Annotated in this window: 19 protein-coding genes; 10 read left to right on the top strand and 9 right to left on the bottom strand. The window is 61.1% G+C overall.

The window, feature by feature from the left end:
- Positions 1–30 precede the first annotated feature (30 nt).
- A complete protein-coding gene (locus GMO_RS00415; protein ID WP_008850242.1) occupies positions 31–1,053 on the top strand; it encodes an NAD(P)/FAD-dependent oxidoreductase in 1,023 nt (340 codons plus the stop codon).
- Positions 1,054–1,143: 90 nt separating this feature from the next.
- A complete protein-coding gene (locus GMO_RS00410) occupies positions 1,144–2,415 on the top strand; it encodes a D-amino acid dehydrogenase (protein ID WP_008850241.1) in 1,272 nt (423 codons plus the stop codon).
- An 87-nt stretch (positions 2,416–2,502) separates the two neighbouring features.
- Here the strand turns inward: GMO_RS00410 and GMO_RS00405 are convergent, their stop codons facing one another.
- From GMO_RS00405 to typA, 3 genes are all read right to left on the bottom strand, one after another.
- Positions 2,503–3,402 (bottom strand): DMT family transporter, encoded by a 900-nt coding sequence (locus GMO_RS00405; protein WP_040507532.1) that lies wholly within the window; start codon positions 3,400–3,402, stop codon positions 2,503–2,505.
- A 136-nt stretch (positions 3,403–3,538) separates the two neighbouring features.
- On the bottom strand, positions 3,539–3,844 hold the full coding sequence (locus GMO_RS00400; RefSeq protein WP_008850239.1) for a hypothetical protein: 306 nt from the start codon (positions 3,842–3,844) through the stop codon (positions 3,539–3,541).
- A gap of 273 nt (positions 3,845–4,117) precedes the next feature.
- A complete protein-coding gene (typA, locus tag GMO_RS00395; protein ID WP_040507530.1) occupies positions 4,118–5,938 on the bottom strand; it encodes a translational GTPase TypA in 1,821 nt (606 codons plus the stop codon).
- Positions 5,939–6,108: 170 nt separating this feature from the next.
- Between typA and queF the strand changes: the two genes are divergently transcribed.
- Together queF and GMO_RS00385 are read left to right on the top strand one after the other, a co-directional pair.
- Positions 6,109–6,597 carry a preQ(1) synthase gene (queF, locus tag GMO_RS00390; protein WP_040507529.1) on the top strand — a complete coding sequence of 163 codons (489 nt, stop codon included), beginning with the start codon at positions 6,109–6,111 and terminating at the stop codon, positions 6,595–6,597.
- A 3-nt stretch (positions 6,598–6,600) separates the two neighbouring features.
- Positions 6,601–7,428: an aminoglycoside N(3)-acetyltransferase gene (locus tag GMO_RS00385; protein WP_008850236.1), complete on the top strand. Its 828-nt coding sequence runs from the start codon at positions 6,601–6,603 to the stop codon at positions 7,426–7,428.
- Here the strand turns inward: GMO_RS00385 and GMO_RS00380 are convergent.
- From GMO_RS00380 to GMO_RS00365, 4 genes are all read right to left on the bottom strand, one after another.
- Positions 7,407–7,883: a flavin reductase family protein gene (locus tag GMO_RS00380; protein WP_040507304.1), complete on the bottom strand. Its 477-nt coding sequence runs from the start codon at positions 7,881–7,883 to the stop codon at positions 7,407–7,409. The genes GMO_RS00385 and GMO_RS00380 overlap by 22 nt on opposite strands.
- A gap of 58 nt (positions 7,884–7,941) precedes the next feature.
- Positions 7,942–9,159, bottom strand: coding sequence for an outer membrane beta-barrel protein (locus GMO_RS00375; RefSeq protein ID WP_008850234.1), 1,218 nt, complete (start codon positions 9,157–9,159; stop codon positions 7,942–7,944).
- A gap of 54 nt (positions 9,160–9,213) precedes the next feature.
- Positions 9,214–10,053 (bottom strand): aldo/keto reductase, encoded by an 840-nt coding sequence (locus tag GMO_RS00370; protein ID WP_040507526.1) that lies wholly within the window; start codon positions 10,051–10,053, stop codon positions 9,214–9,216.
- Positions 10,054–10,133: 80 nt separating this feature from the next.
- The gene (locus tag GMO_RS00365; protein ID WP_008850232.1) at positions 10,134–13,772 is read right to left on the bottom strand and encodes a PAS domain-containing protein; all 3,639 of its coding nucleotides are present in this window, start codon (positions 13,770–13,772) and stop codon (positions 10,134–10,136) included.
- Positions 13,773–13,933: 161 nt separating this feature from the next.
- Here GMO_RS00365 and GMO_RS00360 point away from each other — a divergent pair, with 161 nt between their 5' ends.
- The 3 genes from GMO_RS00360 (at position 13,934) to GMO_RS00350 (ending at position 17,684) form a co-directional block, all read left to right on the top strand.
- A complete protein-coding gene (locus tag GMO_RS00360) occupies positions 13,934–14,731 on the top strand; it encodes an SDR family NAD(P)-dependent oxidoreductase (RefSeq protein ID WP_008850231.1) in 798 nt (265 codons plus the stop codon).
- Between the two features lie 340 nt (positions 14,732–15,071).
- Positions 15,072–15,968: a glycosyltransferase family 32 protein gene (locus GMO_RS00355; RefSeq protein WP_008850230.1), complete on the top strand. Its 897-nt coding sequence runs from the start codon at positions 15,072–15,074 to the stop codon at positions 15,966–15,968.
- Between the two features lie 300 nt (positions 15,969–16,268).
- On the top strand, positions 16,269–17,684 hold the full coding sequence (locus GMO_RS00350; protein WP_008850229.1) for a sugar porter family MFS transporter: 1,416 nt from the start codon (positions 16,269–16,271) through the stop codon (positions 17,682–17,684).
- 84 nt (positions 17,685–17,768) lie between these two features.
- Here the strand turns inward: GMO_RS00350 and GMO_RS00345 are convergent, their stop codons facing one another.
- The gene (locus GMO_RS00345) at positions 17,769–17,954 is read right to left on the bottom strand and encodes a YqaE/Pmp3 family membrane protein (RefSeq protein ID WP_008850228.1); all 186 of its coding nucleotides are present in this window, start codon (positions 17,952–17,954) and stop codon (positions 17,769–17,771) included.
- Positions 17,955–18,022: 68 nt separating this feature from the next.
- Positions 18,023–20,164: a glycogen debranching protein GlgX gene (gene glgX, locus GMO_RS00340; RefSeq protein WP_040507303.1), complete on the bottom strand. Its 2,142-nt coding sequence runs from the start codon at positions 20,162–20,164 to the stop codon at positions 18,023–18,025.
- Between the two features lie 199 nt (positions 20,165–20,363).
- Here glgX and glgA point away from each other — a divergent pair, with 199 nt between their 5' ends.
- From glgA to treZ, 3 genes are read left to right on the top strand one after another with little or no spacing between them, the layout of a single operon-like run.
- Positions 20,364–22,010 (top strand): glycogen synthase GlgA, encoded by a 1,647-nt coding sequence (glgA, locus tag GMO_RS00335; protein ID WP_008850226.1) that lies wholly within the window; start codon positions 20,364–20,366, stop codon positions 22,008–22,010.
- A 12-nt stretch (positions 22,011–22,022) separates the two neighbouring features.
- Positions 22,023–24,227, top strand: coding sequence for a 1,4-alpha-glucan branching protein GlgB (gene glgB / locus GMO_RS00330; RefSeq protein WP_008850225.1), 2,205 nt, complete (start codon positions 22,023–22,025; stop codon positions 24,225–24,227).
- Between the two features lie 12 nt (positions 24,228–24,239).
- Positions 24,240–25,997, top strand: coding sequence for a malto-oligosyltrehalose trehalohydrolase (treZ, locus tag GMO_RS00325; RefSeq protein WP_008850224.1), 1,758 nt, complete (start codon positions 24,240–24,242; stop codon positions 25,995–25,997).
- The last annotated feature ends 3 nt before the right edge of the window (positions 25,998–26,000 follow it).

Here is a 26,000-nt window from a genome sequence, read left to right as displayed (position 1 = left end):
ATCACGTACAAAACACCTATGACACGAGCCATGACGACTGCAGCTCAGACCCTCACCACCGATGTCGCCATTGTCGGCGCCGGACCTACCGCTCTCTTCGCCGCTTTCGAATGCGGGATGCTCAAGCTGAACAGCATCCTGATCGATGCGCTCGACAGCGTGGGCGGCCAGTGCGCGGCCCTGTACCCGGAAAAGCCGATCTACGACATTCCGGCTCATCCCTCCATCGAGGGAGGTGCGCTGATTGAGGCGCTGGAGCAGCAGATTGCGCCGTTTGACGTCCCGCGTCTCCTTGGCTCACGGGTGGAAAGCCTGACCGGCCACCGCGGGGATTTCACCCTGACGACAGGGCGTGGCGACACCGTGAAAGCCAAAGCCGTCATCATTGCGGCCGGTGCCGGGGCTTTCGGGCCGAATCGGCCGCCACTGGACGGATTGGACGCCTATGAGCGTACGGGATCGGTGCAGTATTACGTCAGGAAACGTGCTGATTTTGCTGGCAAACGCATTGTGATCGCCGGTGGGGGCGATTCTGCCCTGGACTGGGCGCTGTCGCTGTCCGAGGTCGCTGCGCAGGTTTATCTCCTGCACCGGCGGGATCGTTTCCGTGGTGCACCGGAAACCCTTTCCCGCATCGAGGACCAGGTTGCCGCGGGGCGGATCGAGAAAGTGGTTCCCTATCAGCTGCACACCCTGCACGGCACGGACGGTGTCCTGTCCACGGTCGAGGTCACGACGCTGGATGGAGAATCCCGCCATCTGGAGGCGGACGCGCTTCTGCCGTTCTATGGCCTGTCGACCGATCTGGGGCCGATTGCGCTCTGGGGTCTGGATACGCACCGCAATACCATTCCCGTTACGCCTGCCACGCTGGAAAGCAGCACGCCCGGCATTTTCGCGATCGGGGACATTGCGACCTATCCCGGCAAGCTGAAGCTGATTCTCCAGGGCTTTTCCGAAGGTGCCATGGCGGCTCATGCCATTCATGCCATCGTCTATCCCGATACGGCGTTACATTTCGAATATTCGACAAGTAAAGGGGTCCCGGGCTGATGCGGCTGGACATCTTTTCACGCCGGTGCTGATCTGGGGCAGGCATCGCTGCATCAAACGATCTGTATTCGCACTATAAGCAGGACAATCATGAAAGTCATTATTCTCGGCGCTGGCGTCATTGGCGTCACCACGGCTTGGTATCTCGCGCAGGAAGGGCATGAGGTCGAAGTCATCGACCGCCAGCCGGGGGTAGGGCTGGAAACGTCCTTTGCGAATGCGGGGCAGGTCTCGCCGGGTTATTCTACGCCGTGGGCCATGCCCGGGCTACCGCTGAAGGTGGCCAAGTGGATGATGGAAAAGCACAGTCCGCTGGTTGTGCGGCCCCGGCTGGATGCCGCCATGTTCCGCTTCATGGGCGAGCTGCTGCTGAACTGCACGGAAAAGTCCTATGACATCAACAAGAGCCGGATGCTGCGGATTGCTGAATATGCCCGTGAGTGTCTGGACAAGCTGCGCGCGGATACGGGCATCGTCTATGATGGCAACCAGAAAGGCCTGATCCAGCTGTTCCGCACCGACGCACAGGTGGAACATGCCTCCGAGGACATGCGGCTGCTGGCTGAAAGCGGGATCGACCACAAACTGCTGACGGTGGACGAGATCATCGGTTACGAACCGGGTCTGGCCCATGCGCGGCACCTGCTGCGGGCCGGACTGCGCCTGCCGGGCGACCAGACGGGGGACGCACACCTTTTCACCCGTCATCTCGCCACGATGGCGGAGAAGGCCGGCGTCACGTTCCATCTCGGCACGAAGATCGAGGCCCTTGAAGCGGCAAGCGATTCCATCCTCAGCATCCGCACCAGCGCCGGGCGCATGAAGGCCGATGCATATGTGCTGGCGATGGGCAGCTACTCACCGCGCATCCTCAAGCCGCTGGAACTCCGTCTGCCGATCTATCCGGTCAAGGGTTACTCCCTGACCATGCCGGTCACGGATGAAAGCCGCGCGCCGGTCTCCACGGTCAATGACGAGACCTACAAGGTCGCGATAACGCGCCTCGGGGACCGCATCCGCATCGGTGGCACGGCTGAACTGACGGGCTACAACCTGCGTCTCAGCCCGGACCGGCGCGAGACGCTGGAACTGTCCTTCAACGAAATGTATGGCGGGGGCGATCTGGCTGTCGCCAGCTACTGGACAGGCCTGCGCCCCTGCACGCCGGACGGAACGCCGATCGTCGGTCCGTCCCCGCGCTATGGCAATCTGTGGCTCAACACCGGGCACGGTACGCTGGGGTGGACGATGGCCGCCGGTTCAGGCCAGCTTCTGGCGGACCAGATCTCCGGCCGTCCAACGGCCATCCCTGCCCTCGATCTTTCCCTCGACCGCTATCCTCACTGGATCAGCAACGCCTGAGACACGGCCCTTTCCAGGGCACAGGCCCTGCCCGTTCGGGCGGGGCCGCAGTTTCTCGAAGGCGTTTTCTCCGCCCCTGACGGCGGATCAGGACTCCACGGACTGAACCACGGGTACACGGCGGCCATACAGGTTGGCGAGCATGACCCCCGCCATGACGACAGCGCCGCCCAGCAGGGTGCGCAGGGACGGCACCTCCCCAGTCAGAACGTAGGCCAGCGCCATCGCGGCCGGAGGCAGGAGGTACAACAGGGCAGCGCCCCGGGCGGCTCCCATATGACCGATCACGAAAGCCCATGCCGCATAGCCGAAAGCCGCTGGGAAAATTCCCAGTTCCAGCACGCAGGCCCGCCCCTGCCATGAGCCACCGGCAAATTCCTTCATTCCCTGCAGGAGCCAGGGACTCAGGAACAGGGCGCCGGTCATCAGCACATAGGCAATTGTAGCCAAAGCGCCATACCGATGAATCAGGCCTTTCTGGAGAATGGTATAGACGGCCCCGCAGACTGCCGCGCAGAACACAAAAGTTGCCCCTGAGCCAAAGGACAGGCCGCCGTGCTGGCCCTGTGCAATGAGCAGGACGCCGGCAAAACTGAGGATTGAACCTCCCCAGCCCCAGACGGACATGCGTTCTCCGAGACACAGGGTGGCCAGAATGGCAGCCATCAGGGGCGCGGCACTGATGAGAAGGCTGGCGGCTCCGGAGGAGACCGTGACCTCTCCGAGGTTGAAGAAAATGTTGTAGAAGGAAATGCCGATCAGACCGCATGCCAGAAGCTGGAGGATGTCTTTCCCCCGCGGCACGGGCGGCTTCTTCCACAGCAACCATCCGGCCGCCAGCACTGCGGCAATGGCGTAGCGCAGGGCTGCCAGTGGTACGGGCGTGAAGTCATGAAGGGCTATCCGCACCACGGGATAGGCGCTCGCCCATGAACAGATGGCAATCACGATAAAAAACGGCAGGGCCCGGGCTGTGGACTGTGTCATGAGACGACCGTAGCAGTTTTTTCCCATACGGAACCTCATGACGTTCCCCCAGGGACGTGTGGGCTCCATAAAAAAACGGGACCAGCCTGAGCCGGTCCCGTTTTTCAGCGTCACCCGAAGATGAAGCGCGCTGTCCTCAGTTGGACGGCGAAGCGTCAGAAGAGGAGCTGTCCGTCGGAGCGGAGGCGTCCGAAGACGTGCTCTTCTTGTGATGATGCTTTTTGTGATTCTTCTTCTTGTGGTGATGCTTCTTCGTGGTGCCCGTTTCGGCCGACTGCGTGGAGTCAGTCGGAGCGGAAGCAGAATCCGTCGGAGCGTTGGGAGCCTGCGCATCCGGAGAAGTGGTCGTCTGCGGGGCGGCGGCGGGGTCAGCGAAAGCCGGGGCAGCAGCAAGAGCCAGAGCAGCCGTGGCGGCAAGCAGGGTACGATTGAAAAGACGCATCTGGAAACAGAGCTCCAAAACAGAAAAACCGGGACCAGATCGTGCCCTGAGGCCAGTCTGGTTCACTGCGGATACTAGCAGTCCTTCCTGTCCCGGTCGCGCATTAACTTTAAGAAATTTGTAGCAATAACGTCATCTTCACAAAATCACGCCCTAATTCCGCCAGATTCGAACACGGTTTCGGTTTGTTTCTTGTCAAAGACATAAAAAAACGCGTCCTAACTGAAATCAGGACGCGTTTTCATCAGAAGAATTCTTTCCCGGAAGGCCGGATCAGTTTTCCTTGGTCTTCGCCGCACGCTTGCGCTCATGCGGGTCCAGATAGCGCTTGCGGATCCGGATGGCCGACGGCGTGACTTCCACCAGTTCATCGTCCTCGATGTAGGCAATGGCCTGCTCGAGGCTCATGCGGCGCGGCGGCGTCAGAAGCAGGGCTTCGTCCTTGCCGGATGCGCGCATGTTGGTCAGCTTCTTTTCACGGACGGCGTTCACGTCGAGATCGTTCTCGCGGGAATGCTCACCGAGGATCATGCCCTGATAGATCTTCTCGCCGGCGTCCACGAACATCGTGCCGCGGTCCTGAAGGGAGAACAGCGCGTACTGCGTGGTCGTTCCGTCTTCCGCCGAGATCAGGGAGCCGTTCCGGCGGCCTTCGATCGGGCCGACATAGGGCTGGTAACCGGCAAACAGACGGTTCATCAGGCCCGTGCCGCGCGTGTCGGTCAGGAATTCGCCGTGATAGCCGATCAGGCCACGGGCGGGGATCAGGAACGTCAGACGGACCTTCCCGCCACCGGACGGACGCATGTCCTGCATCACGCCTTTACGCAGGGACATCTTCTCGACGACGACGCCGGAATACGGCTCGTCCACGTCCACCAGGACTTCCTCGAACGGCTCTTCACGTTCGCCCGTCTCCGGGTTTTCACGGAACAGCACGCGCGGACGGCCGATGGTCAGTTCGAACCCTTCGCGACGCATCGTCTCGATCAGGACGCCGAGCTGAAGCTCACCACGACCGGCGACTTCGAAGGCTTCGCTTTCCGGGCTGTCCGTAACCTTGATAGCCACGTTGCCTTCCGTTTCCTTGAACAGACGGTCGCGGATCTGGCGGGACGTCACCTTTTTACCTTCACGACCACCCAGAGGGCCGTCATTGATGCGGAAGGTCATGGACAGGGTCGGCGGATCGACCGGACGGGACGGCAGCGGCTCGTTGATGGACGGATCGGCGATCGTGTCGGGAATCGTCGCTTCGGACAGACCGGCGACGGCCACGATGTCACCGGCTTCGGCCTCTTCCACCGGCACGCGATCCAGACCGCGGAAGGACAGCAGCTTCGTCAGGCGGCCGCTTTCCACAACCGTGCCGTCCGGACGCAGGACGCGCACCGGCATGTTCACCGTGGCGCGGCCCTGATCGATACGGCCCGTCAGGATGCGGCCCAGGAAGTTGTCGCTCTCCAGAATGGTCGTGACCATTGCGAAGGGCTTGTCCTTGGGCAGGTTCGGGGCCGGGACATGCTTCAGGATCAGGTCGAACAGCGGAGAGAGATCCTTGCGGGGACCGTCAATCTCCGTATCGGCCCAGCCCTGACGGCCGGAGGCGTAGAGCATCGGGAAATCGAGCTGGTTCTCGTCGGCGCCGAGGGCAGCGAAGAGATCGAAGATTTCCTCATGCACTTCGTCGGGGCGGGCGTCGCCACGGTCGATCTTGTTCACGACCACGATTGGGCGCAGGCCACGGGCCAGGGCCTTGCCAAGCACGAACTTCGTCTGCGGCAGGGCGCCTTCGGCGGCGTCCACGAGGATGACGGCGCCATCCACCATGCTCAGGATACGCTCGACCTCACCACCGAAATCGGCGTGACCCGGCGTGTCGATGATGTTGATGCGCGTGTCTTTCCAGACAACGGACGTGCACTTGGCGAGAATGGTGATCCCACGCTCGCGCTCGAGATCATTGCTGTCCATTGCGCGTTCAGCGACGTGCTGATTTTCGCGGAAAGAACCGGATTGCTTGAGGAGCTGGTCGACCAGCGTGGTCTTACCATGATCGACGTGCGCGATGATGGCGATATTACGGAGTTCCATGAGGTCTTCCAGACGGATGCATCGAAGGATGAGATTTGCGCCGTCTTCTGCACCGAATCCCGCCAATTTGCAAACGCTGTCATGATATGCCCGCGTGAACCCTCCCTTGAGTGACGGACAAAGCTGCGCCACATCTCACCAAAACGCCCTCTTTTTTCAGGAACCTTTCCATGTCCGACCATCATCCGACCGGCCCTTCTGCGCCCGGTACAGACGCCCTGAGCCAGCTCGGCCGCCAGACCGCCCAGCCCCAAAGTCCCGATGAAGCCATTCTGGAGCGCGTGCCTGCCCCCCATCAGGGACGGCAGTATGTCGTGCGGTTCACGGCGCCGGAATTCACGTCTCTGTGCCCCGTCACCGGGCAGCCGGATTTCGCGCATATCGTCATCGACTACATTCCCAGCGAATGGATCGTGGAGAGCAAGTCCCTCAAGCTGTTCCTGACCAGCTTCCGCAATCACGGTGCGTTTCACGAGGACTGCTCCGTGACCATCGCCGAACGGCTGGTGGAGCGGCTCGACCCGCAATGGCTCCGGATCGGTGCGTACTGGTATCCGCGTGGGGGTATCCCGATCGATGTGTTCTGGCAGACGGGCGAACCGCCGAAGGGCGTATGGATTCCCGCGCAGGACGTTCCGGGTTATCGCGGGCGGGGCTGATTCATGACGGAGGCCGCAGCCATCGCGCGTTCGGGAGGACCGGTCACGCTGGGCCGCCTGACGGTCGACCTGCGCCGTCTGGGCGTGGAAGAGGGCATGACACTTCTGGTTCATGTCTCGCTCAGCAGTATCGGCTGGATCAGTGGCGGGGCACGGACTTTCATCGAGGCCCTGCTCCAGGTCGTGGGTCCGCAGGGTACGATCGTCATGCCCGCCCAGTCTTCCGAACTCAGCGACCCGGCGGGGTGGTGCGAGCCGCCCGTGCCGGAAAGCTGGTGGGAGACCATCCGCGTCACGATGCCCGCCTATGACGTGCATCTGACGCCGACGCGCAATGTGGGGATCGTTGCCGAAACCTTCCGTCACTGGCCGGGCGTGCGCCGCAGCCTGCACCCGCAGGTCTCCTTCACGGCGCTTGGTCCGGACAGCTTCGACATTCTCAGCACCCAGCCGCTGGAAGATCCGTTCGGCGCGTCTTCACCGCTGGCCGTCATGAACCGGCTGGGCGCACATGTGCTGATGGTGGGAACGGGGTGGGACACCTGCACGGCGCTGCATCTGGCGGAGCGGCTGGCCGATCCAGGCGGGCCGACCTTCGAGGATGGCGCGCCGCTCCAGATCGAGGGGGAACGACGCTGGGTCCGGTTCCGGCTTCCGGTGGTGGACTGCAGCCGCTTTCCCGCTGTGGGTGCCGGGATGGATGGCTCTCCGGACCTGCATCACGGGCATGTGGGGGCCGCGACGGCACGGCTGTTCTCCATGCCGGTCGCCATCGACCGGGCGCGGGCTGCGTGGAGCAGCCCGGACGTTCAGGCCTCCATGCCGAGCTGACCCTGGAAATACAGGAGGGGGGCCTGTTCGCTGTCAACGGTGATAGAGGTCGGACGTGCCATGAAGAGCGCGTGCGTTCCACCCTGGAACGTTTCGACCAGTTCACAGTGCATCTTCACCAGCGCGTCGCGGACGAAAACCGTTCCGTCTTCGGCCCGTTCGATCACCTCGGACGCGAACTTGTCTCCCGTGCGGCTGGCGAAGAGCATCGCCACGTCCTTGTGGCTGTTGTTCAGGATGCTCAGTCCGAACGTCCCTGCTTCCGCGATGGCCCGGTAGGTCGAGCTTCCCCGGTGCAGGCAGATCAGCAGCAGCAGCGGGTCAAGTGAAACGGAGGTCAGCGCGCTGATCGTGGCGCCCTGTTCTCCCTCGCTTCCCTTTGCGGTCACCACGGCAACGCCCGTGGCAAAATGGGACATGGCCCGGCGGAAATCCTGTTCGTGCGGAGTCGTCATTTCACACTCCTTGCCATACTCCACATCGGAATGCACCTCTCCCGCCGGGCGGGGTAAATCAGAAGCCCAGCGTCATGTCGGCGCCGAAGAGGATGCGTCCCATGTGATGCTGGTCATCGAAGGGGCGCGTTCCGCTCAGGGCGCGGTCAAAGCGCAGTTCCGGCCTGAACTGGAGCAGCTCGATATGATGACCGACATCCGGCCGCCAGATGGTGTTGAGCGTCAGGGCGCCGTATGTCGTGGGCGGGGCTGTTTCCTCACGCACCGAATGCCCGAGCATGCCCTGCACGTATCCTTCGTTATCCATGAAGCTGGCGACGAACTGACCGGTGTTGTCCCGGTACACCTCTCCCCGCGCATTGACCGAGAGCGTGGGCAGGACCTGCCATTTACCCCAGACAACGCCGCTGATCGTATCGGCGCGCAGCCCGTCGTCATGAAGCTGGTTGAATTCGGCGCTGAGGCTCCATTTCTTTGAAAAGGTCCAAGTGCCGTTGATGTCATTCCAGTACCGCATGGCGCCATCCGCCCGGGAACCAAGGGAGCAGACGGCGTTTTCCGGCCCGAGCCGCAGCAGATAGGTGAAGGACAGGTGGCCGTCGGCGAGGTTATTGGCCGTCAGGCCGATATAGCCGGCGGGTTTATGGTTGTTGTCCCCCCGTCCGAAAGAGGTCTGGTTACCGGTGTCTGCCCCGAACTGGATGTCGTAGTGATCGTCCAGGTGCCACTGGAACATCGCACCGACATGTTCGAACGGCGTGGAATATTCGGTCGTATAGGCCAGCGTATAGAAAGCACGGGTCGAGGGGTCGAGCGTCTCCACGCCCATCGGGGAGGTCAGGATACCAACCTGCCCGTCCAGTCCGTTCTTTGTCAGCCAAGGCATGTGCAGGGCCAGATTGGCGAAGACCGGCATGGCCTGGTAACGCCCGTTGATCCAGCGGTCCGATACTCCGGCGATATTGTAGGAGCGCGCGTCCGAGCCGTAGAGCATCCGCAGGTTGAACCCCAGACCGTAGCCTCCCCCGATGGCGTCCACGGGTTTGGTGAAGGTCAGGGCGATCTGGTTCAGCGTTGCCTGATCGGCGTAGGGGGACAGGAGCTGCCCGAAATTGAGATTGCTGGCCGGGTGGCTGGAGCTGCCCATCACACCGCCTTCGATCTGCGCGCCGAATGCCGTGTCCGAAAACCAGTTTTCAGTCCAGTCTTTCGCCTGGGCCGAAGAGGCGAGTCCCATGGCCAGTATGGCCACCCCCGCCAGGAAACTCTTCCTCATGCCATCCCGCTTTCCGGTTGCACCGGAGCGGGCTTAGCATAGACGGGATATTTTTCAGAATTTTGCTGTCCGCGGATCGGCGCCCATCCGTCCGTCCGCACGGTCCATGCCATCAATGACCTGAAGATCATCCGCATCCAGTGCGAAATCGAAAACGTCCAGATTTTCCGCCAGGCGTTTCGGGTTGGCGGATTTCGGAATGACGATCAGTCCTTCCTGCAGATGCCAGCGGATCACGACCTGCGCCGGGGTCTTGTCGTGTTTCTGCGCAATCCTGACGATCCGTTCATCCGTGAGAACACGTCCTTTCCCCAACGGCCGCCAGGCTTCCGTGCGGATATTGTGTTTCTCGTGAAAGTCCTGAAGCTTCCGTTGCTGGAAGTCGGGGTGAAGTTCGATCTGGTTTACGACCGGTATCTCGCCCGTCGCGTCCATGATGCGTTCCAGATGTTCCGGTTCGAAGTTCGAAACGCCGATTGATTTTACACGCCCGCTCTTCTTCAGTTCGACCAGTGCCTTCCATGTCTCCACGTACTGTCCCTGTTCCGGCATGGGCCAGTGGATGAGGAAGAGGTCCAGGACCGGGCGTTTCAGAAGCCGGGTGCTTTTTTCATACGCCCGCAATGCGCGGTCATAGCCCTGTTCGTCATTCCACAGCTTTGTGGTCACGAAAATGTCAGGATGTTTTTCAATCGCTTCTCCGACGCCCTCTTCATTGCGGTAGAGCCGGGCCGTGTCCACGGAACGATAGCCGAGGCGGATGGCTTCGCGCACGACGTCCGCTGTCTGGTCCGGTGGTGTCTGCCAGACACCCAGCCCGAGCTGGGGGATGGCGCGGCCATCATGGAAAGGAATGACTGTCTGGATATCCAGAATGGATTTCGGTGCAGACATGGATGGATCTCCGACCAGGAAACGGATGTGGGACCCCTGCAACGCAGGAAAGGAAGCGGCGGTTCAGGCGTGCCGGAAAGTCAGTTCTGTCCCACAAGCTGCACCAGCTTGGCGATCAGGGTCTCCACGCTGAATGGCTTGACCAGAAGCGCACATCCCGGCTGCAACAGGCGTTCTCCCAGAACACTCTGCTCGGCGTAGCCAGTGATGAACAGGACCTTCATGGACGGGAAGCGCAGCAGCAGCCGTTCGGCAACCTGACGGCCATTCATGCCGCCCGGCATTCCGATGTCGCTGATCAGGACCGAGGGTGACAGGTCAGGCTGCTGTTCGATGATCTGAAAGACGGAAGGGCCATCCGCCGCGCACAGGACGTGGCCGCCCAGATCTTCCACCACGTCCCGGACGACCAGACGCACTGTATCCTCATCATCCACGACCAGAACCGTCCGCCCTTCCAGAATGGCGCGCAGCGTTCCTGTCCGGTCGGGCCGGGGGAAGTCTTTCTGTTCCGGCAGGGAGGCGCTGTCCCCGTGATAGCGCGGCAGCCAGATGGACACGGACGTTCCTTCACCCGGCACGGAGTAGATGCGGGCCTGCCCGCCGGACTGCCGGGCGAAGCCGTAGATCATGCTCAGGCCAAGCCCCGTGCCCTGCCCCTGCGGCTTGGTCGTGAAGAACGGATCGAACGCGCGTTTGACCGTCTCTGCCGCCATGCCGCAGCCATTGTCCTGAACCGTCAGGACCACGTATTCCCCACCCGGAACACCCAGATCCCGGGCGTCATCCTCTTCCAGAATGCGGTTGCGCGTCATGATCGCGAGGGTCTGGCCGTTCTGCTCCATGGCGTCACGCGCATTGATGCAGAGGTTGAGAACGGCGTTCTCGAACTGGTTCACGTCCACGCGCACCAGCCACAGGCTGTCCTGAAGATCCAGCGAGAGACTTACGCCCGGCCCGACCGTTCCGCGAATCAGCGCCACGAGACTGTTGATGAGGCCGTTCATGTCTGTTGGGGTCGGATCCAGTGTCTGGCGGCGGGAGAAGGCCAGCAGGCGGTGCGTCAGGGAAGATGCGCGCTTCACGGCCTCCTGCGATGCCTCGATATAGCGCGTCAGCCCCTCCGTCCGGCCCTGCGTCAGGCGCAGGCCCAGCAGTTCGAGACTGCCGCCGATGCCTGCCAGCAGATTATTAAAATCATGGGCCAGACCACCGGTCAGCTGACCGACGGCCTCCATTTTCTGGGACTGCCGGAGCTGCTCTTCCAGTTCGTTGCGTTCCGTCAGGTCGCGGCCCACGCCATAGACCGCATCCCCTTCGTCATTGAAGCTCCAGTTGTAACTGCGCCATGTTCCGTTACGCCGGAGCATCCGCACATCCAGCCCGGCCGAAGGCCAAGGCATTCCTGCCTGCAGTTCCTGAAAAGCTTTCAGGACGGCGGCCTGATCGTCCGGGTGGCAGAGCGCCTCGATGCGGACGCCCGTCAGGGATTCGGAAGAATAGCCCATGACGTTCTGCCAGCTCGGACTGACCGACTGGTACTGTCCCGTCCGGCTGACGATGAGGAAAAGATCCTTGCCGATGCTCCACAGCCGGTCGCGTTCCCGGGTGCGCTGGCGGACGCGTTCCTCCAGCATTCCGTTCACGTCCCGGAGCTGCTGCTGTATCCCGGCCTGCCGCATGGCGGCATGGGTACGGTCCGCGACCGCCCGCGTGAAAACGATTTCCTCTTCCGTCCATTCATGCGGTGCTGGCCTGTAAACGAACATCACGCCCACCAGGCGTCCGGACTTAAACAGCGGCACATTCAGCATCGACACGATGCCCAGACTGGCGAAGCGTTCGGTATATTCCATCGTCCGCGGGTCCGAGCGCACATCCGTCAGGGCGATGGTCTTGCCTTGGGCCAGCAGGCCGCCGTAACTCCCATAATCCCGGAATGCGTGAAAACCGCGCACGGAACGGGGCCGCGGCATGCCCGGCGGAGGAGAAGCCATATGGGGCGCGCCCACCACCAGGCCCGTACCGGTTTCGTCCATCACGCCATAGCCTGCCCCGCTCGCCTCCAGCTCCCGGCAGACGATCCGGGCCGCGGTTTCCTCCATTTCCGCAGCATTTTCGAGCGCGCGCAGAGCGTCCCCCAGTTCCACGAGGGCGCTCTGCCGCATGGACTGACGCTTGCTACGGTCGATATCGAATACGATGCCCGGGAAACGGGAGATCAGGCCGTCCTCGTTCAGGTCACAACGCCCGTTGCCCTCGAACCAGCGCAGGCCGTCCGGCGTCATGATCCGGAACTGGAACCTGCATTTTCCACCCGAGCGGCGGGCGGCCGTGATGGCGTCCCTCACCGCCGCACGGTCGCGCTCATCAATCGCATCGTAGATGACGGAAGCGGGAATACCCTGCTGCAATGAGAGCGGGTCCAGACGGAGCGTCGCGGCGAGGCGTGTATCGCCGGTCACGTATGCCCCGCCCTCATCCCACATCCATGTTCCCGCGATCGCCCCCGCATCCAGCGCAAGCTGGAGACGCTCCATGGACTGGTTGACCTCCGTCAGGTCACGTCCGATCGCCAGAAGTCTCTGGACGTCCCCTTCTTCCCCGAAGACCGGCGGGACGGCCACGTCCCAGAAGCGTCGTGTTCCCTTCAGCGTCAGGGCATATCCCTGAAAACGCCCGATTTCCCCCGCCAGCGCGTTCTGGACGGCCTGCACGGCGAGGCGGCGCGTCTGCCCGCGCCAGAGATCCACCCAGGACATGCCATGCAGCATGATCGGGCTGTCCATTTCCATGGAACGGATGCCGCCTTCGTTCACAAAGCGGACGACCCCATCCACATCGAGGATATGGATACAGTCAGGAGAGCTAGAGAGCAGAAGCCGCGTGAAAGCCTCGCTGGACCGGAGGGCTTCCGCCGTCATGGACGCCGCGGAGACGTTCATCACCAGTCCGACGCTGCGCAGTTCCCCTTCCGGGGCCTCTTCGTCGCACCAGCCCCGAACCAGAAGATGCCGGATAAACGGTTTGCCGTAGGCACTTTTCAGGACGACCCGGAACTGGACTTCGTAATAGCCCGAACGGCTCAGGTCCTCTTCCGTCCCGCCTTCATAGACCACCCGGTCTTCGGGATGAACGCAGTCATAGATTTCCTGAATGGGGATTCCGAGAGCGAGACGGGCGGGAGAAAGGCCCCAGATCTGCGCGAAACGTTCATCCGCCGTCAGGACGTCATGTGTGAAATCGCACTGGAAGAAGCCAACATCCGCGGCTTCCGACATCCGCCGGACCCGTTGCTTCAGCCGTTGCAGGAGAGCTGGCCCTTCCGTTGATGGCAGAGTGCCTGCGGCATGGACCAGATTTTCGATTTCGGTCATCCAGAGCGCCCGGACGTGTTCCAGCGCCGGCGCATCATGGCGCACGCAGAGCCAGGCCTCGGTTACCGTCCCGGGCAGGGGAAAGAGGACCGTTTCCGCGCCATTATCCCGGCCTTCCAGCCGGGCAATGCCGTCCTGGCCGATCCCGTTACCTTCCTCCATCAGGATCCGGAAACCACGTACCTCCCGGACGATCAGGGCGGCCTCACTGCCTCCCAGCGATGCGGAGAGTGCCAGCAGGTGTGTCAGGGAGGCATTGTGGAAAGATGCACGGCCCCCAGACATGACAGCAGGCGGGAAGGTGATCCCGCCCTTCTGCTCCAGTCCATCTGTCCGCGTCATATCATTTCCCCGGGTCAAGATTGTTCATAGAAGATGGCGTGTATCGTCATCTCTTTACAAGCCATCCGCCCCATTCTCTCCCTCTCCGCAATCAGTTCTGGCAATTTTGCGGAGAACGGGCGTTAATCACCTGACGAATTGCATTATAAGGAGTTTCCCTGATGGTGGGCATTGATCTGAGTGGGCGCACGGCCCTGGTAACGGGTTCCACGGGTGGCATCGGTCTGGCGATCGCCAAGGGACTGGCCAGTGCCGGCGCGACCGTCATCATCAATGGCCGCAGCCAAGATACCGTGGAAAAGGCGCTTGCCACGCTGGGCAAGACGGTCCCGGGCGGGAGTTTCCGCAGCATCGTGGCGGATGTCGGTACGGCCGAAGGGTGCAAGACCGTCATCGAAACCGAAAATTCCGTCGATATCCTCATCAACAACGCCGGCATTTTCAAGCCGAACAACTTTTTCCAGACTTCCGACGCGGACTGGCAGTCCCTCTTCGACGTTAATCTGTTCTCGGGCGTACGTCTCTCACGCGCCTATCTCCCCGGCATGAAAGACCGCAACTGGGGACGGGTCGTGTTCATCTCTTCTGAATCTGCTCTCAACATTCCGGTGGAGATGGTGGATTACGGTGTCAGCAAGACGGCAATGCTCGGTCTTTCGCGCGGTCTGGCCAAGCTGATGGCGCATACCAACGTCACCGTTAACGCCATCCTGCCCGGTTTCACGCTTTCCGAAGGCGTGGAGGATATGCTGAAGGCGCAGAATCCGGGTGACAGCCGCTCTGTCGAAGACCTGGCGACAGAGTTCGTCCGCAAGCATCGGCCCAGCGATATTCTGGGTCGTGCAGCAACAGTCGATGAAGTGGCCAATCTGGTTGTTTACACCGCTTCTCCCCTTGCTTCCGCCACCACGGGCGCGGCGCTGCGGGTCGATGGCGGCACGGTGGACACCATCGCCTGATCCAGCCCCTCCTTTCGCGCATATCGGCCAGTTTTGCGGCCCGCACACCCCGTGTGCGGGCCGTTTTTCGTATGGGGACACGACGTTCCGGGGTGATCAGAAAAGGATGTCCTGTTGCGTCACGGATTCACCAAACACGACGAGAATGTAACAACATATTACGAAAGAAGTTCAAATCAGTGTAAATAGGGATCTGTATTGAGATTCTAATAAATTAACTCTTTAATTAATGAGCGACACGAAATAAAAAGATCATTTCTCATTCGGATTCATTGACGAACTCTCGTTCTGTCATGATCACCAGGCACTGGCTTATTTCGAGAAACATGGTGCGTCCACGGTGGAACATGCTTTCGCAATCGCCAATATTCTTCACCTGCACAGCAAGGTTCTTGAGGCTTCTTTCTTTTACCGGATCGCCTTTGACCTTCATGGCAAGCAGCAGACTGAGTTCCCGCTGCCGCAGTCGTTGTTGCAGGTACGTCTGCTCTGCCTACTGAAAGCCTCCCAGCCCCTGCCTGAAGAGGAAATGGCGGAACTGCAACAGTATTCCCCGGCTTTCGCGCGCTACATCGAAGGCATAAGGCAGGCCTGGAGAAACGGGAGGCCACAGGCTGGTCTTCAGTTAATCGGCAATGCTTTCGAGGATTTTCACTCCGGGGAAGAAATTGACCGCCTTTATCTTGAGATTGCCCTGAACCATGAACCCTGTGGGCTGAAGGCGCCTGATGCCGCGTCAGGCCATGCCATCCCACATCACCTCTATATGTACTGGGATGCCAATCCGCCGGATGAGATACGGGAGAATTTCCAGTATCACGCGGACCTTCTGGGGTGCAGTTTTACGGCTTTCGACCGCGAATCCGGTGCGCAATGGCTGTATGACCATCACGGGCGCGAGGTTTCGGAGCAATTCCTGAAAGCCCGCCATCCCGCGGAGGGGGCGGACCTCCTGCGCCTGTATGTCATTCTTTCAAATGGCGGATGGTGGCTCGATGCCGATCTGCGCCTGCGTTCGAAAGAAGCCTGGGAGCAACTGGACCAGTCCTCCCGCACGGGCTGCCGCCTGTTCAGCACGCATAATTTCGTCCTTCACAACGACTTCTTCGGGGCGGCGCTCCAGCAGGGTTCTCCCGTCACGGATGTGCAGATCGAAACGCAGCAGGATTTCGATACATTCGTGGAAGAATATGACGTCCAGTACAAAGCCAGTGGCCCCACCTGGCATCATCACTGACCGGCTTTCCGGCAGGTCCGTTATGCTTTGGGATGCATAGTACCGCGTGTTTTTCCGCTCCGGCGCGCCGCCTGCATTTTCAGGGTGTCAGAGCAGTTTGACGCATGGTCTAAAAAAAATTCCTGAAAATCACATAAATGTATGATGGAATAACGAAATCCATGTGATACTTTAGCGCTCAGGAGACGTTCTTCTCTGGTCCGTTGCGCTGAACCCTGCATTCAGAACCACTCCGCCGACGGCTTTCTGTCTGACCCACCCGCTTGTTTCCCCTGCATACAGGGATGGCCGGAGTTTCTCATGATGAGCGATACAGTGCTCGATACCCCGACCAAGGTCGTCCGCCCGCCTCTGGTGGGCCGGATGATGCTGGCCGTTGCGCTTGCCGCCATTGCCGGACTGATGTTCGGTCTGGATATCGGTGTGATTTCCGGGGCGCTCGGTTTCATCAAGGATGAATTTCACGCTACCGAATTCGAACAGTCATGGATCGTGTCTTCCATGATGGTCGGTGCGACGATCGGGGCGCTGGCCGCAGGGCGCATGTCCTATGCGTTCGGCCGTCGCCGCTCCCTGACCTACAGCGCCGTGATGTTCGTCATCGGGGCCCTGCTGTGCACGATCGCCCATTCGGTCAGCATTCTCATCATCGGACGCGCCATTCTAGGGCTGGCCATCGGCATCGCCAGTTTCGTGGCGCCGCTCTACATCTCCGAGATCGCAGACGAGACACGCCGGGGCAGCATGATCTCCATGTATCAGCTGATGATCACCTCAGGGATCTTGCTGGCTTTCGTGTCGGATGCCATCCTGTCCTATAGTGGGTCATGGCGGTGGATGCTCGGGATCGTGGCCATTCCGGGCGCGCTGTTCTTGGTCGGGTCGCTCTTCCTGCCGGACAGCCCGCGCTGGCTGATGCTGCGTGGCCGTGAAGACGAGGCGCTGAGCACGCTGCGGAACCTGCGGCATACCCCTCAGGCCGCCGAGACGGAAATCCAGGACATCCGCACCCAGCTTCAGAGCCAGGTCAGGCAGCGCGGGCTCGCCATGTTCCTGGAAGACCCGAACTTCCGCCGTTCCGTCATGCTGGGCATCGGTCTTCAGATCGTCCAGCAGTTCACCGGCATCAACGTCGTGATGTACTACGCCCCGCGCATTTTCGCGGAGGTGGGCTTCGGACAGGACGGGCAGATGTGGGGGACAGCGACGGTCGGGCTCGTGAACTGTCTTGCGACCTTCATCGCCATTGCGTTCGCGGATCGCTGGGGACGTCGTCCCATGCTGATTACCGGATTTGCCATCATGGCGGCCGGGCTAGGCATTCTCGCCACGCTGATGGGTATGGGCGATCATGGCAGCTCCCTGACGCATTACCTCGCCATTTCGGTCTTGCTGTGCTTCATCGCCGGTTTTGCCTTCTCGGCAGGGCCGCTGATCTGGATCCTGTGTGCGGAAATCCAGCCGCTTCAGGGGCGTGACTTCGGCATCACCTGCTCCACCGTAACGAACTGGGCGACGAACATCGTCGTCGGTGCCACGTTCCTGGGGATGCTCAGCACGCTGGGAGGGGCCAACACGTTCTGGCTGTATGCGGGTCTGAATGCCCTCTTCATCTTCGTGACGCTCCTGTTCGTGCCGGAAACGAAGGGCGTTTCGCTCGAATCCATCGAGTCGAAACTGAGCCATGGTGTGCGCCTGCGCGATATCGGGCGCTGAGCCGTTTTTCCGTCCTGTCACGAAAAAAGCCCCGTTCCGGCTGGAACGGGGCTTTTTCTATTCGCAGTCACTGCAGAACAGGGATCAGCCCCGTGCGGCAGCGATCTTGCGGTCGGTTTTGTACTGGCTGAGGGCATAGACGGACCAGATCGCCGCCGGAATCCAGCCGATGATCGTGATCTGGAGGATGAGGCAGATGATCCCGGCGAAGGGGCGCCGGATGGTGAAGAACTGGAGCCAAGGCAGCAGCAAGGCAAGAATGAGACGCATGAGGTGCTCCTTTCATCAGCAAATGATCATTCTTCTTCCGCCATGCGCTCTTTCGACGCAATGTCTTCTTACGAAGATCTGGGTGCGGGATCGCGGCCAACCAGTTCGAGCGCCAGAACGGAACGTCCCGTGACCAGATAGACATGTTTCTGGCTGAAGACCTGTTTCTCGATGTCAGCCCCCGCTTCCGGCTGGTTGGTATCAAGGAGCATTTTCCATTGTCCTTCTCCCGTTTCGGGAAGGGTGAACTTGACCACATCCTCCCAGGCATTGAACACCAGCAGGACCGTGGCGTCCGCGCCACGGCGGCGGATACCGCTGGGCTGGCTGCGTCCGTCGATCATGAGGCCGAAACACTGCGCCGTTTTCCATTCATCCGGCAGCATCGTGCCGCCATTGGCGTTCACCCAGGTCAGTTCCTGGATATCCAGATCCCGGTTGTAGGCTTCCATCAGGAAGCGGCTCCGGTGCAGAATCGGATAACGGCTGCGCAGATGCGTCAGGCGCTGGACGAACGCACGGAGATCTTCCCCTTCCGGCGGGACTGCCCAGTCAATCCATGAGATCGGATTGTCCTGACAGTATGCATTGTTGTTGCCCTGCTGGGTCCGGCCGATCTCGTCTCCCGCCAGCAGCATGGGCGTTCCCTGTGACAGGAACAGTGTGGCGAGCATGTTACGGCATTGCCGCCAGCGTATCGCCTGAATTTTGGGATCGTCCGTCGGTCCTTCGGCGCCATAGTTGCAGGAACGGTTATCGGACGAGCCGTCCTTGTTGTCCTCGCCGTTCGCTTCGTTGTGCCGGTCATTGTAGGACACGCAGTCCATGAGAGTGAAACCGTCATGGGCGGTAACGAAATTGATGGGGGCCCATGTCCGGCGGCCGCTGTGATTGAAGCAGTCCGGGCTTGCGAGCAGCCGCGGCGCCAGAACGTCTGCATGGGCATCTCCGCGCCAGAAATCCCGTACGGTATCGCGGAACTTGTCGTTCCACTCTGCCCACCCCGGGGGGAAATTGCCGACCTGATAGCCGCCCGGTCCGACATCCCATGGCTCGGCGATCAGCTTCACCTGTGACAGGACCGGGTCCTGCCGGCAGACGCGGAGGAAGGTGGCGTCATTGTGGAATCCGTCCGCCTCCCGGGCCAGAATTGTCCCGAGATCGAAGCGGAAACCGTCCACGCCCATCTCGTTGACCCAGTATCGCAGGCTGTCGGCGACAAAGCGGATGCAGTTCAGCCGTGTCAGGTTGAAGGTGTTTCCGGTACCGGTCTCGTTGATGTAATAGCGCGGTTCGTCCGGCATGAGACGGTAATAGGAAGCGTTGTCGATGCCCTTGAACGACAGCGTCGGACCGAGTTCGTTTCCTTCGGCCGTGTGATTGTAAACCACGTCCATGATGACTTCGAGCCCGGCGTCATGACAGGCACGGACAAGCTGCCGGAATTCCTGGATGGCCTGATCCGGTTCATGGGCGTAACGGTCGTCGGGGGAGAAGAAGCCGATGGTGTTGTAGCCCCAGTAATTCGTCAGTCCCTTGTCCGACAGGTATTTGTCCGTCACGAAGCTCTGCACGGGCAGGAGCTCGACGGCCGTCACACCCAGGTCGCGTATCCGCTTGAGGAGGACGGGATCCGCCAGTCCGGCATAGGTCCCGCGCAGGCGTTCCGGGACGTCGGGATGTTCCTTCGTGTATCCCTTGACGTGCATTTCATACAGCACGCTGTCGCGCCATGGCCTGTGGGGGCGGCTGAAATCCTGTCTGGTTGGGTCGGTGATGATGGCTTTGGGGACGAATGGCGCACTGTCCCCCGTGCTGAAGCTCAGGTCCTTGTCCGGATGATCGAGAATATATCCGAACAGTGAGGGGTCCCACTGGAGGTTCCCGTGATAGGCGCGGGCATAGGGGTCGAGCAGCAGCTTGTTGGCGTTGAAACGGTGGCCCGCGTCAGGCGCATACGGCCCCTGCACGCGCAGGCCATAAAGCTGGCCCGCCTGAATGTCCGGAATCCAGCCGTGGAAGACCTGATCCGTATATTCCGGCAGGGGAATACGGTCCGTCTCCGTTTTTCCGTCCGGACCGAAAAGACAGATTTCGACAGCTGAGGCATGAGCGGAAAAAATGGCAAAATTGACGCCGCCCTTTTCCAGCGTCGCGCCCAGGGTGCTGGGGCGGCCCTCGCGCAGTCCTTTCTGTCTTGAATTACTCATATGTTTCATTCCGGAACGGGAGCGATACCGGTTCTCCGCCCCCGTGGCGGCCCGGCACTCCGTATGAAACGCTAACGTCCGGGGCCGGTCAGACAGGAAGATAACTTGTTCGTGAAGCCGCTTCGGAGGTGCTTTCTGCGGCGTTGTAACTTCGAAACACGCTGACAAGCGCCCCGCCTCCGGTCATCGAAAAACAGAGATGCATGCCATGAACCAGCCTGCCGAGATGCCGTCCCCAATGTTTCAGCTTCTTTCGGTTGCTGGCGAAATGTATCCGTTTGTAAAGACCGGCGGGCTGGGAGATGTGGTAGGGTCGCTGCCTCCTGCTCTTGTATCACAGGGTGTGGAGACGCGGACGGTTCTGCCGGGATATCCGGCCGTCCTGCGCGCACTCTCCAGCAGGATCGGCGCGGTCAAGATCGGGAACATCATGGGGCATGAGGTCACGGTTCTCGAAGGCCATGCGCATGGGGCGCATCTGTATGTCGTTGACGTTCCTGCGCTCTATCAGCGTCCGGGCAATCCCTATCTGGGCCCTGACGGGCAACCGTGGGGGGATAACGGCATCCGTTATGCGCTGTTCTGCCGGGTGGCGGCGCTGATTGCGGCGGGTCTGTTCCCGGACTGGAAGCCGGAAGCCGTCATGACCCATGACTGGCATGCGGGGCTTGTCGCCACCTATCTGCGCTACATGGAAGAACAGACGCCTCAGGTGGCGCACGTCATCCATAACCTTGCGTTCCAAGGACTTTTCCCCCGCGACATGATGGGTGTGTTCGAGCTGCCGGAACACGCTTTCCAGTGCGGGGACATCGAATATTACGGCCAGATCGGCTTCATGAAAGCCGCTCTTCAGACGGCTGACCGGCTTATCAGCGTCTCTCCCACTTATGCCGAAGAAATCCAGACACCCGAGGAGGGCATGGGGCTGGATGGCGTCTTGCGTTCACGGTCCAATGTCCTGACCGGCATCCTCAACGGTGTTGATCTTCAGGACTGGAATCCCCTGACGGACCCGTCGGTCTTTTTTCCCTATGCCGTGGGAGACATCGTGGGGCGGCGCGCCAACAAGCGCGTTTTTCAGGCGGAATTCGGCCTGCCCCAGGATCCGGATGCCTTTCTTCTCGGTATGGTCAGCCGCCTGACGACGCAGAAAGGCGCGGACCTGCTTGCCACCCTTGCGCCACGCCTATTCGACCAGAACATCCAGCTTGCCGTGGTGGGAACGGGGGATGAAGGCATCATGCAGGCTTTCGCCGCCCTTCAGAGCCGTTATCCCAAGAACGTCATCTGCCATCTGCGCTACAGCGAGACGCTGGGCCACAGGCTGCATTCCGCCGTGGATGCGTCTCTCATTCCGTCCCGGTTCGAGCCCTGTGGCCTGACGCAGTTCCATGCCCTGCGTTACGGCTCCATCCCGATTGCGGCCCGTGTGGGCGGTCTGAGCGACACCATCGTGGACGCCAATTCCGCCGCTGTTTCCGAAGGGGTGGCCAACGGCATCCTATTCTCACCCACCACGGAGGACATGCTGATGCTGGCGATCCGCCGCGGCCTGAACCTGTTCCGGCAGAAAGCTGTCTGGGCCCGGATGCAGCGTAATGGCGCGCTGCATGACGTCTCCTGGGATGGCAAGGCAGCGCAATATGCCCGGCTGCTGCTGGAGATGACCGGTCGGCCGCCCATGGCTCTCGAACTGGAAAATTCCATCGCACCCCGCCGTGGCGATCCGGTTTCAGCCCAGCCACGGTCGGGGCGGCAGGTTGCCCGGATGCCGCGCGGCCGCAATGGCGAGCAGGCTTCCACAATGATTCATGCTTTTCCCCGTACTGGCACCCATGCCTGAAGGCTTTTCTCCATGACGCTGGTTTCCACGTCCCTTCCATCGCTCCAGACCATGATCGACGCTCTCATGACCGGGCACTGTCATGATCCTTTCAGCCTGCTGGGACGGCATCGGGAAGGGCGGCTGGACATCGTGCGCGTTTTCTATCCCGATGCGCTGGAAGTCCGGCTGATCGGGACCAACGCCCGGGGCGGCGCCGTTGACCGTCCCATGAAGCAGATCGATCCGCGCGGGCTTTATGCCGCTCCGATCGCCCGCTCCAGCCGCTACAGGCTGCGGGTCCGCTGGGCGGATGGATGGCAGGAGACCTATGACCCATACAGCTTCGGTCTGCTTCTGGAGGGGATGGACCTCTACCTGTTTTCGGAAGGACGACACCAGCAGCTTGATCGCATGATGGGTGCCATCCCGATGGAAATAAATGGCATTGCTGGCGTGCGTTTTGCTGTCTGGGCGCCCAATGCCCTGCGTGTCTCGGTCATCGGTGATTTCAATATCTGGGACGGCCGCCGTCATCCGATGCGCCTGCGTCACGATGCCGGTGTCTGGGAGCTGTTCGTTCCCGGCCTGAAGGCGGGTGAACGCTACAAATATGAAATCATGGCGCAGGACGGTTCCGTTTTGCCCGCCAAGGCCGATCCCTATGCCCGCGCCACGGAGCTGCCTCCCGCCACGGCGTCCGTCGTGGCACCGCTGGAGGATTTCGCATGGCATGACGACGAATGGATGACGACGCGACGGGCCCGGCAGGCCAGCGATGCGCCGATTTCAATTTATGAAGCCCATGCTCCGTCATGGCGCCATCCGGTCACTGGCCGGGGCGTCATGGACTGGGATGAGCTCGGCGATACGATGATCCCGTATATGACGGATCTGGGCTTCACCCATCTCGAACTTCTGCCGATTACGGAATATCCGTTTTTCGGCTCATGGGGATACCAGCCCCTGAGCCTTTATGCCCCGACCGCCCGTCATGGCGGGCCGGAGCAGTTCGCCCGCTTCGTGGACCGCTGCCATCAGTCTGGCATCGGCGTCATCATGGACTGGGTTCCGGCCCATTTCCCGGCCGATCTGCATGGTCTGGCCTTGTTTGACGGCACCCATCTTTACGAACATGCCGACCCGCGCGAGGGATACCATCAGGACTGGCACACCCTGATCTACAATTACGGCCGCAACGAAGTCCGTGGTTTCCTGACGGGAAGCGCGCTGCACTGGATCAAGCGGTTTCACATCGACGGGCTTCGCGTTGATGCCGTGGCGTCCATGCTCTACCGCGATTACAGCCGCCGCGATGGGGAATGGTATCCCAACATCCATGGTGGCCGCGAAAACCTCGAAGCCATCAGTTTTCTGCGCCATCTCTGCACGGTCATTCAGAACCTTCATCCCGACACCATGCTGATCGCCGAGGAATCCACCGCCTGGCCGGGCGTCACGGCTCCTGCGCGGGACGGGGGTCTGGGGTTCCAGTACAAATGGAACATGGGCTGGATGCATGACACGCTGCGCTACATGCAGCGCGATCCGCTCTGGCGCGGATACCATGGCGAGGACATCACCTTTGGCATGGTGTATGCCTATTCGGAGCATTTCATCCTGCCGCTGTCCCATGATGAAGTGGTGCATGGCAAAGGCTCGCTTCTGGACCGGATGCCGGGCGATGACTGGCAGAAACATGCCGGGCTGCGCACCTGCTATGCCCTGATGTGGGCCTATCCGGGGCGCAAGCTCCTGTTCATGGGGTGTGAACTGGCCCAGCCGACGGAGTGGGATTTCGAAGGCGAACTCAGCTGGTATCGCCTGCTGGATGAGTACGGCCGGGGTGTTCAGGCTACGGTCCGCGCCCTCAATGGCCTTTACCGGTCCCATCCGGCCCTGCACCGTCAGGATGACCAGCCCGCAGGCTTTCGCTGGATCATCGCCGATGATACGCAGAACGCCGTTTTCGTCTGGCTGCGCCAGGCAACGGACAGCGCGCCCGTGCTGGTTGTCTGTAACATGACGCCGGTGGTGCGGACGGATTACCGCATCGGCGTTCCCGACAACGGCGCCTGGCATGAACTCCTCAATACGGATGCTGCATGTTTCGGTGGCTCGAACGTGGGGAATGGCGGCGTCCTCCAGACCCATGACATTCCGGCCCACGGCATGGACCAGTCCCTGCTTCTGACGCTCCCTCCCCTTGGTGTTCTCTATCTTTCACCGAAACCCTGACAGGACGTTCTCATGGCTTCATTCAGATTCGAAAACCGCTCCGGTGCGGAACTGCTCGCACCGGACAGGACGCGCTTCAGTTTCTGGGCGCCGGCCTGCGAGACTGTCCTGCTGGAAGTGGAGGGTTTGCCGCCCGTTACCATGGAGCAGCAGGATGACGGGTTCTTCACTGCCGAAGCCACCTGTGGTGCCGGCACGCGGTACCGGTACCGGATCCGCGAGGGGTTTTCCGTTCCCGACCCGGCCAGCCGCTACCAGCCGGAAGGCGTCCATGGCCCCAGCGAGATCATTGATCCGGAATTCTACCAGTGGAAGCAGCCGGACTGGAAAGGCCGCCCATGGGAGGACACCGTCGTCTACGAAGTCCATCTGGGACTGGAAGGCGGGTTCGAAGGGATGGTGGAGCGTCTCGGGGAACTGGTGGACCTCGGGATCACGGCGATCGAGATCATGCCGGTCAACACCTTCGGGGGGAACTGGAACTGGGGATATGATGGCGTTCTGATCTATGCTCCCACCACACCCTACGGGCGCCCGTCCCTGCTCAAGGCCTTCATCGACCATGCCCATTCCCTGGGGCTGATGGTTTTTCTCGATGTGGTCTATAATCACTTCGGACCGGACGGGAATTATCTTCCCGAATATGCCGAGGCGATGTTCGATCCGGACAGCAGGACGGTCTGGGGAGAAGGGATTGATTTTAAGAATCCCATCGTTGCGGATTTCTTCCTCGATAACGCCCTGTACTGGCTCATGGAATACCGTTTTGACGGTCTGCGCATCGATGCCGCATGGGCCATCACGGACCGCAACTGGTTTGCCAAGCTGCTTCAGCGCATCGACCATCACAAGGAGCCGGGGCGGCATATCCACCTGATCCTCGAGAACGAGAATAATGATTCCGGCCTGCTTGCGGACGGATATGACGGCCAGTGGGACGAGGACTGGCACCATGCCGTCACCGTTCTGCTCAGTGGCGAAACGAACGGTTATTTCGCGGCGTTCCAGCACAATACCATCGGCCTGTTGCGCCGCGTCCTGGCGGAGGGATTCGCCTGGCAGGGCGAATACTTCGCGCCGGCGGAAAAGATGCGCGGCAGCCCGAGCGGCGCCCTGCCGCCCACGAAATTCGTCACGTTCCTCCAGAATCATGACCAGATCGGCAACCGCCCGGACGGCGCGCGCATGATCACCTTCACGGACCCGGACTGTTTTCACGCCGCCTTCGCCCTGCTTCTGCTCTCCCCCATGACGCCGATGCTTTTCATGGGAGAGGAATGGGGCAGTACGACCCCGTTCTATTTCTTCTGCAATTTCCACGGCGAACTGGCCCAGACCGTCCGCGAGGGCCGGGAAGAGCAGTTCCGCAAGTACTCCAATATCACGGACCCGGCAGCCCTCGCAGCGCTGCCCGATCCGAACGATCCGAAAACCTATGCGGCGTCCCGCCCCGACCGGGCCGAACGCGACACACCCCGCGGGCGGAAGTGGCTGGGCCGCACGAAGGAATTGCTTTCGATCCGACATGACCGGATCACACCGCATCTGAAAGGCGCAAAAAGCGCAGGGGCGGAAGTTCTGTCCGAACGGGCAGTGCTGGCCCAATGGACGCTGGCGAACGGGACGCTTCTCAGCGTTGCGATCAATTTCGGTGACGAGACACTCCCCATCGCCGAACCGACATCCATCCTTTACGAGACGGTTCCGGACCGCGTGACCGGCACACTCCCGCCCCGCAGCTTCATGGCGGGACTGGACAGACCGATCTGATGG

Origin of the sequence: Gluconobacter morbifer G707 (assembly GCF_000234355.1) — a bacterium.
GTDB lineage: Bacteria > Pseudomonadota > Alphaproteobacteria > Acetobacterales > Acetobacteraceae > Gluconobacter > Gluconobacter morbifer.
Note: the sequence above shows the minus strand (reverse complement) of the source record. Positions and strands in the feature narration are given on the sequence as shown.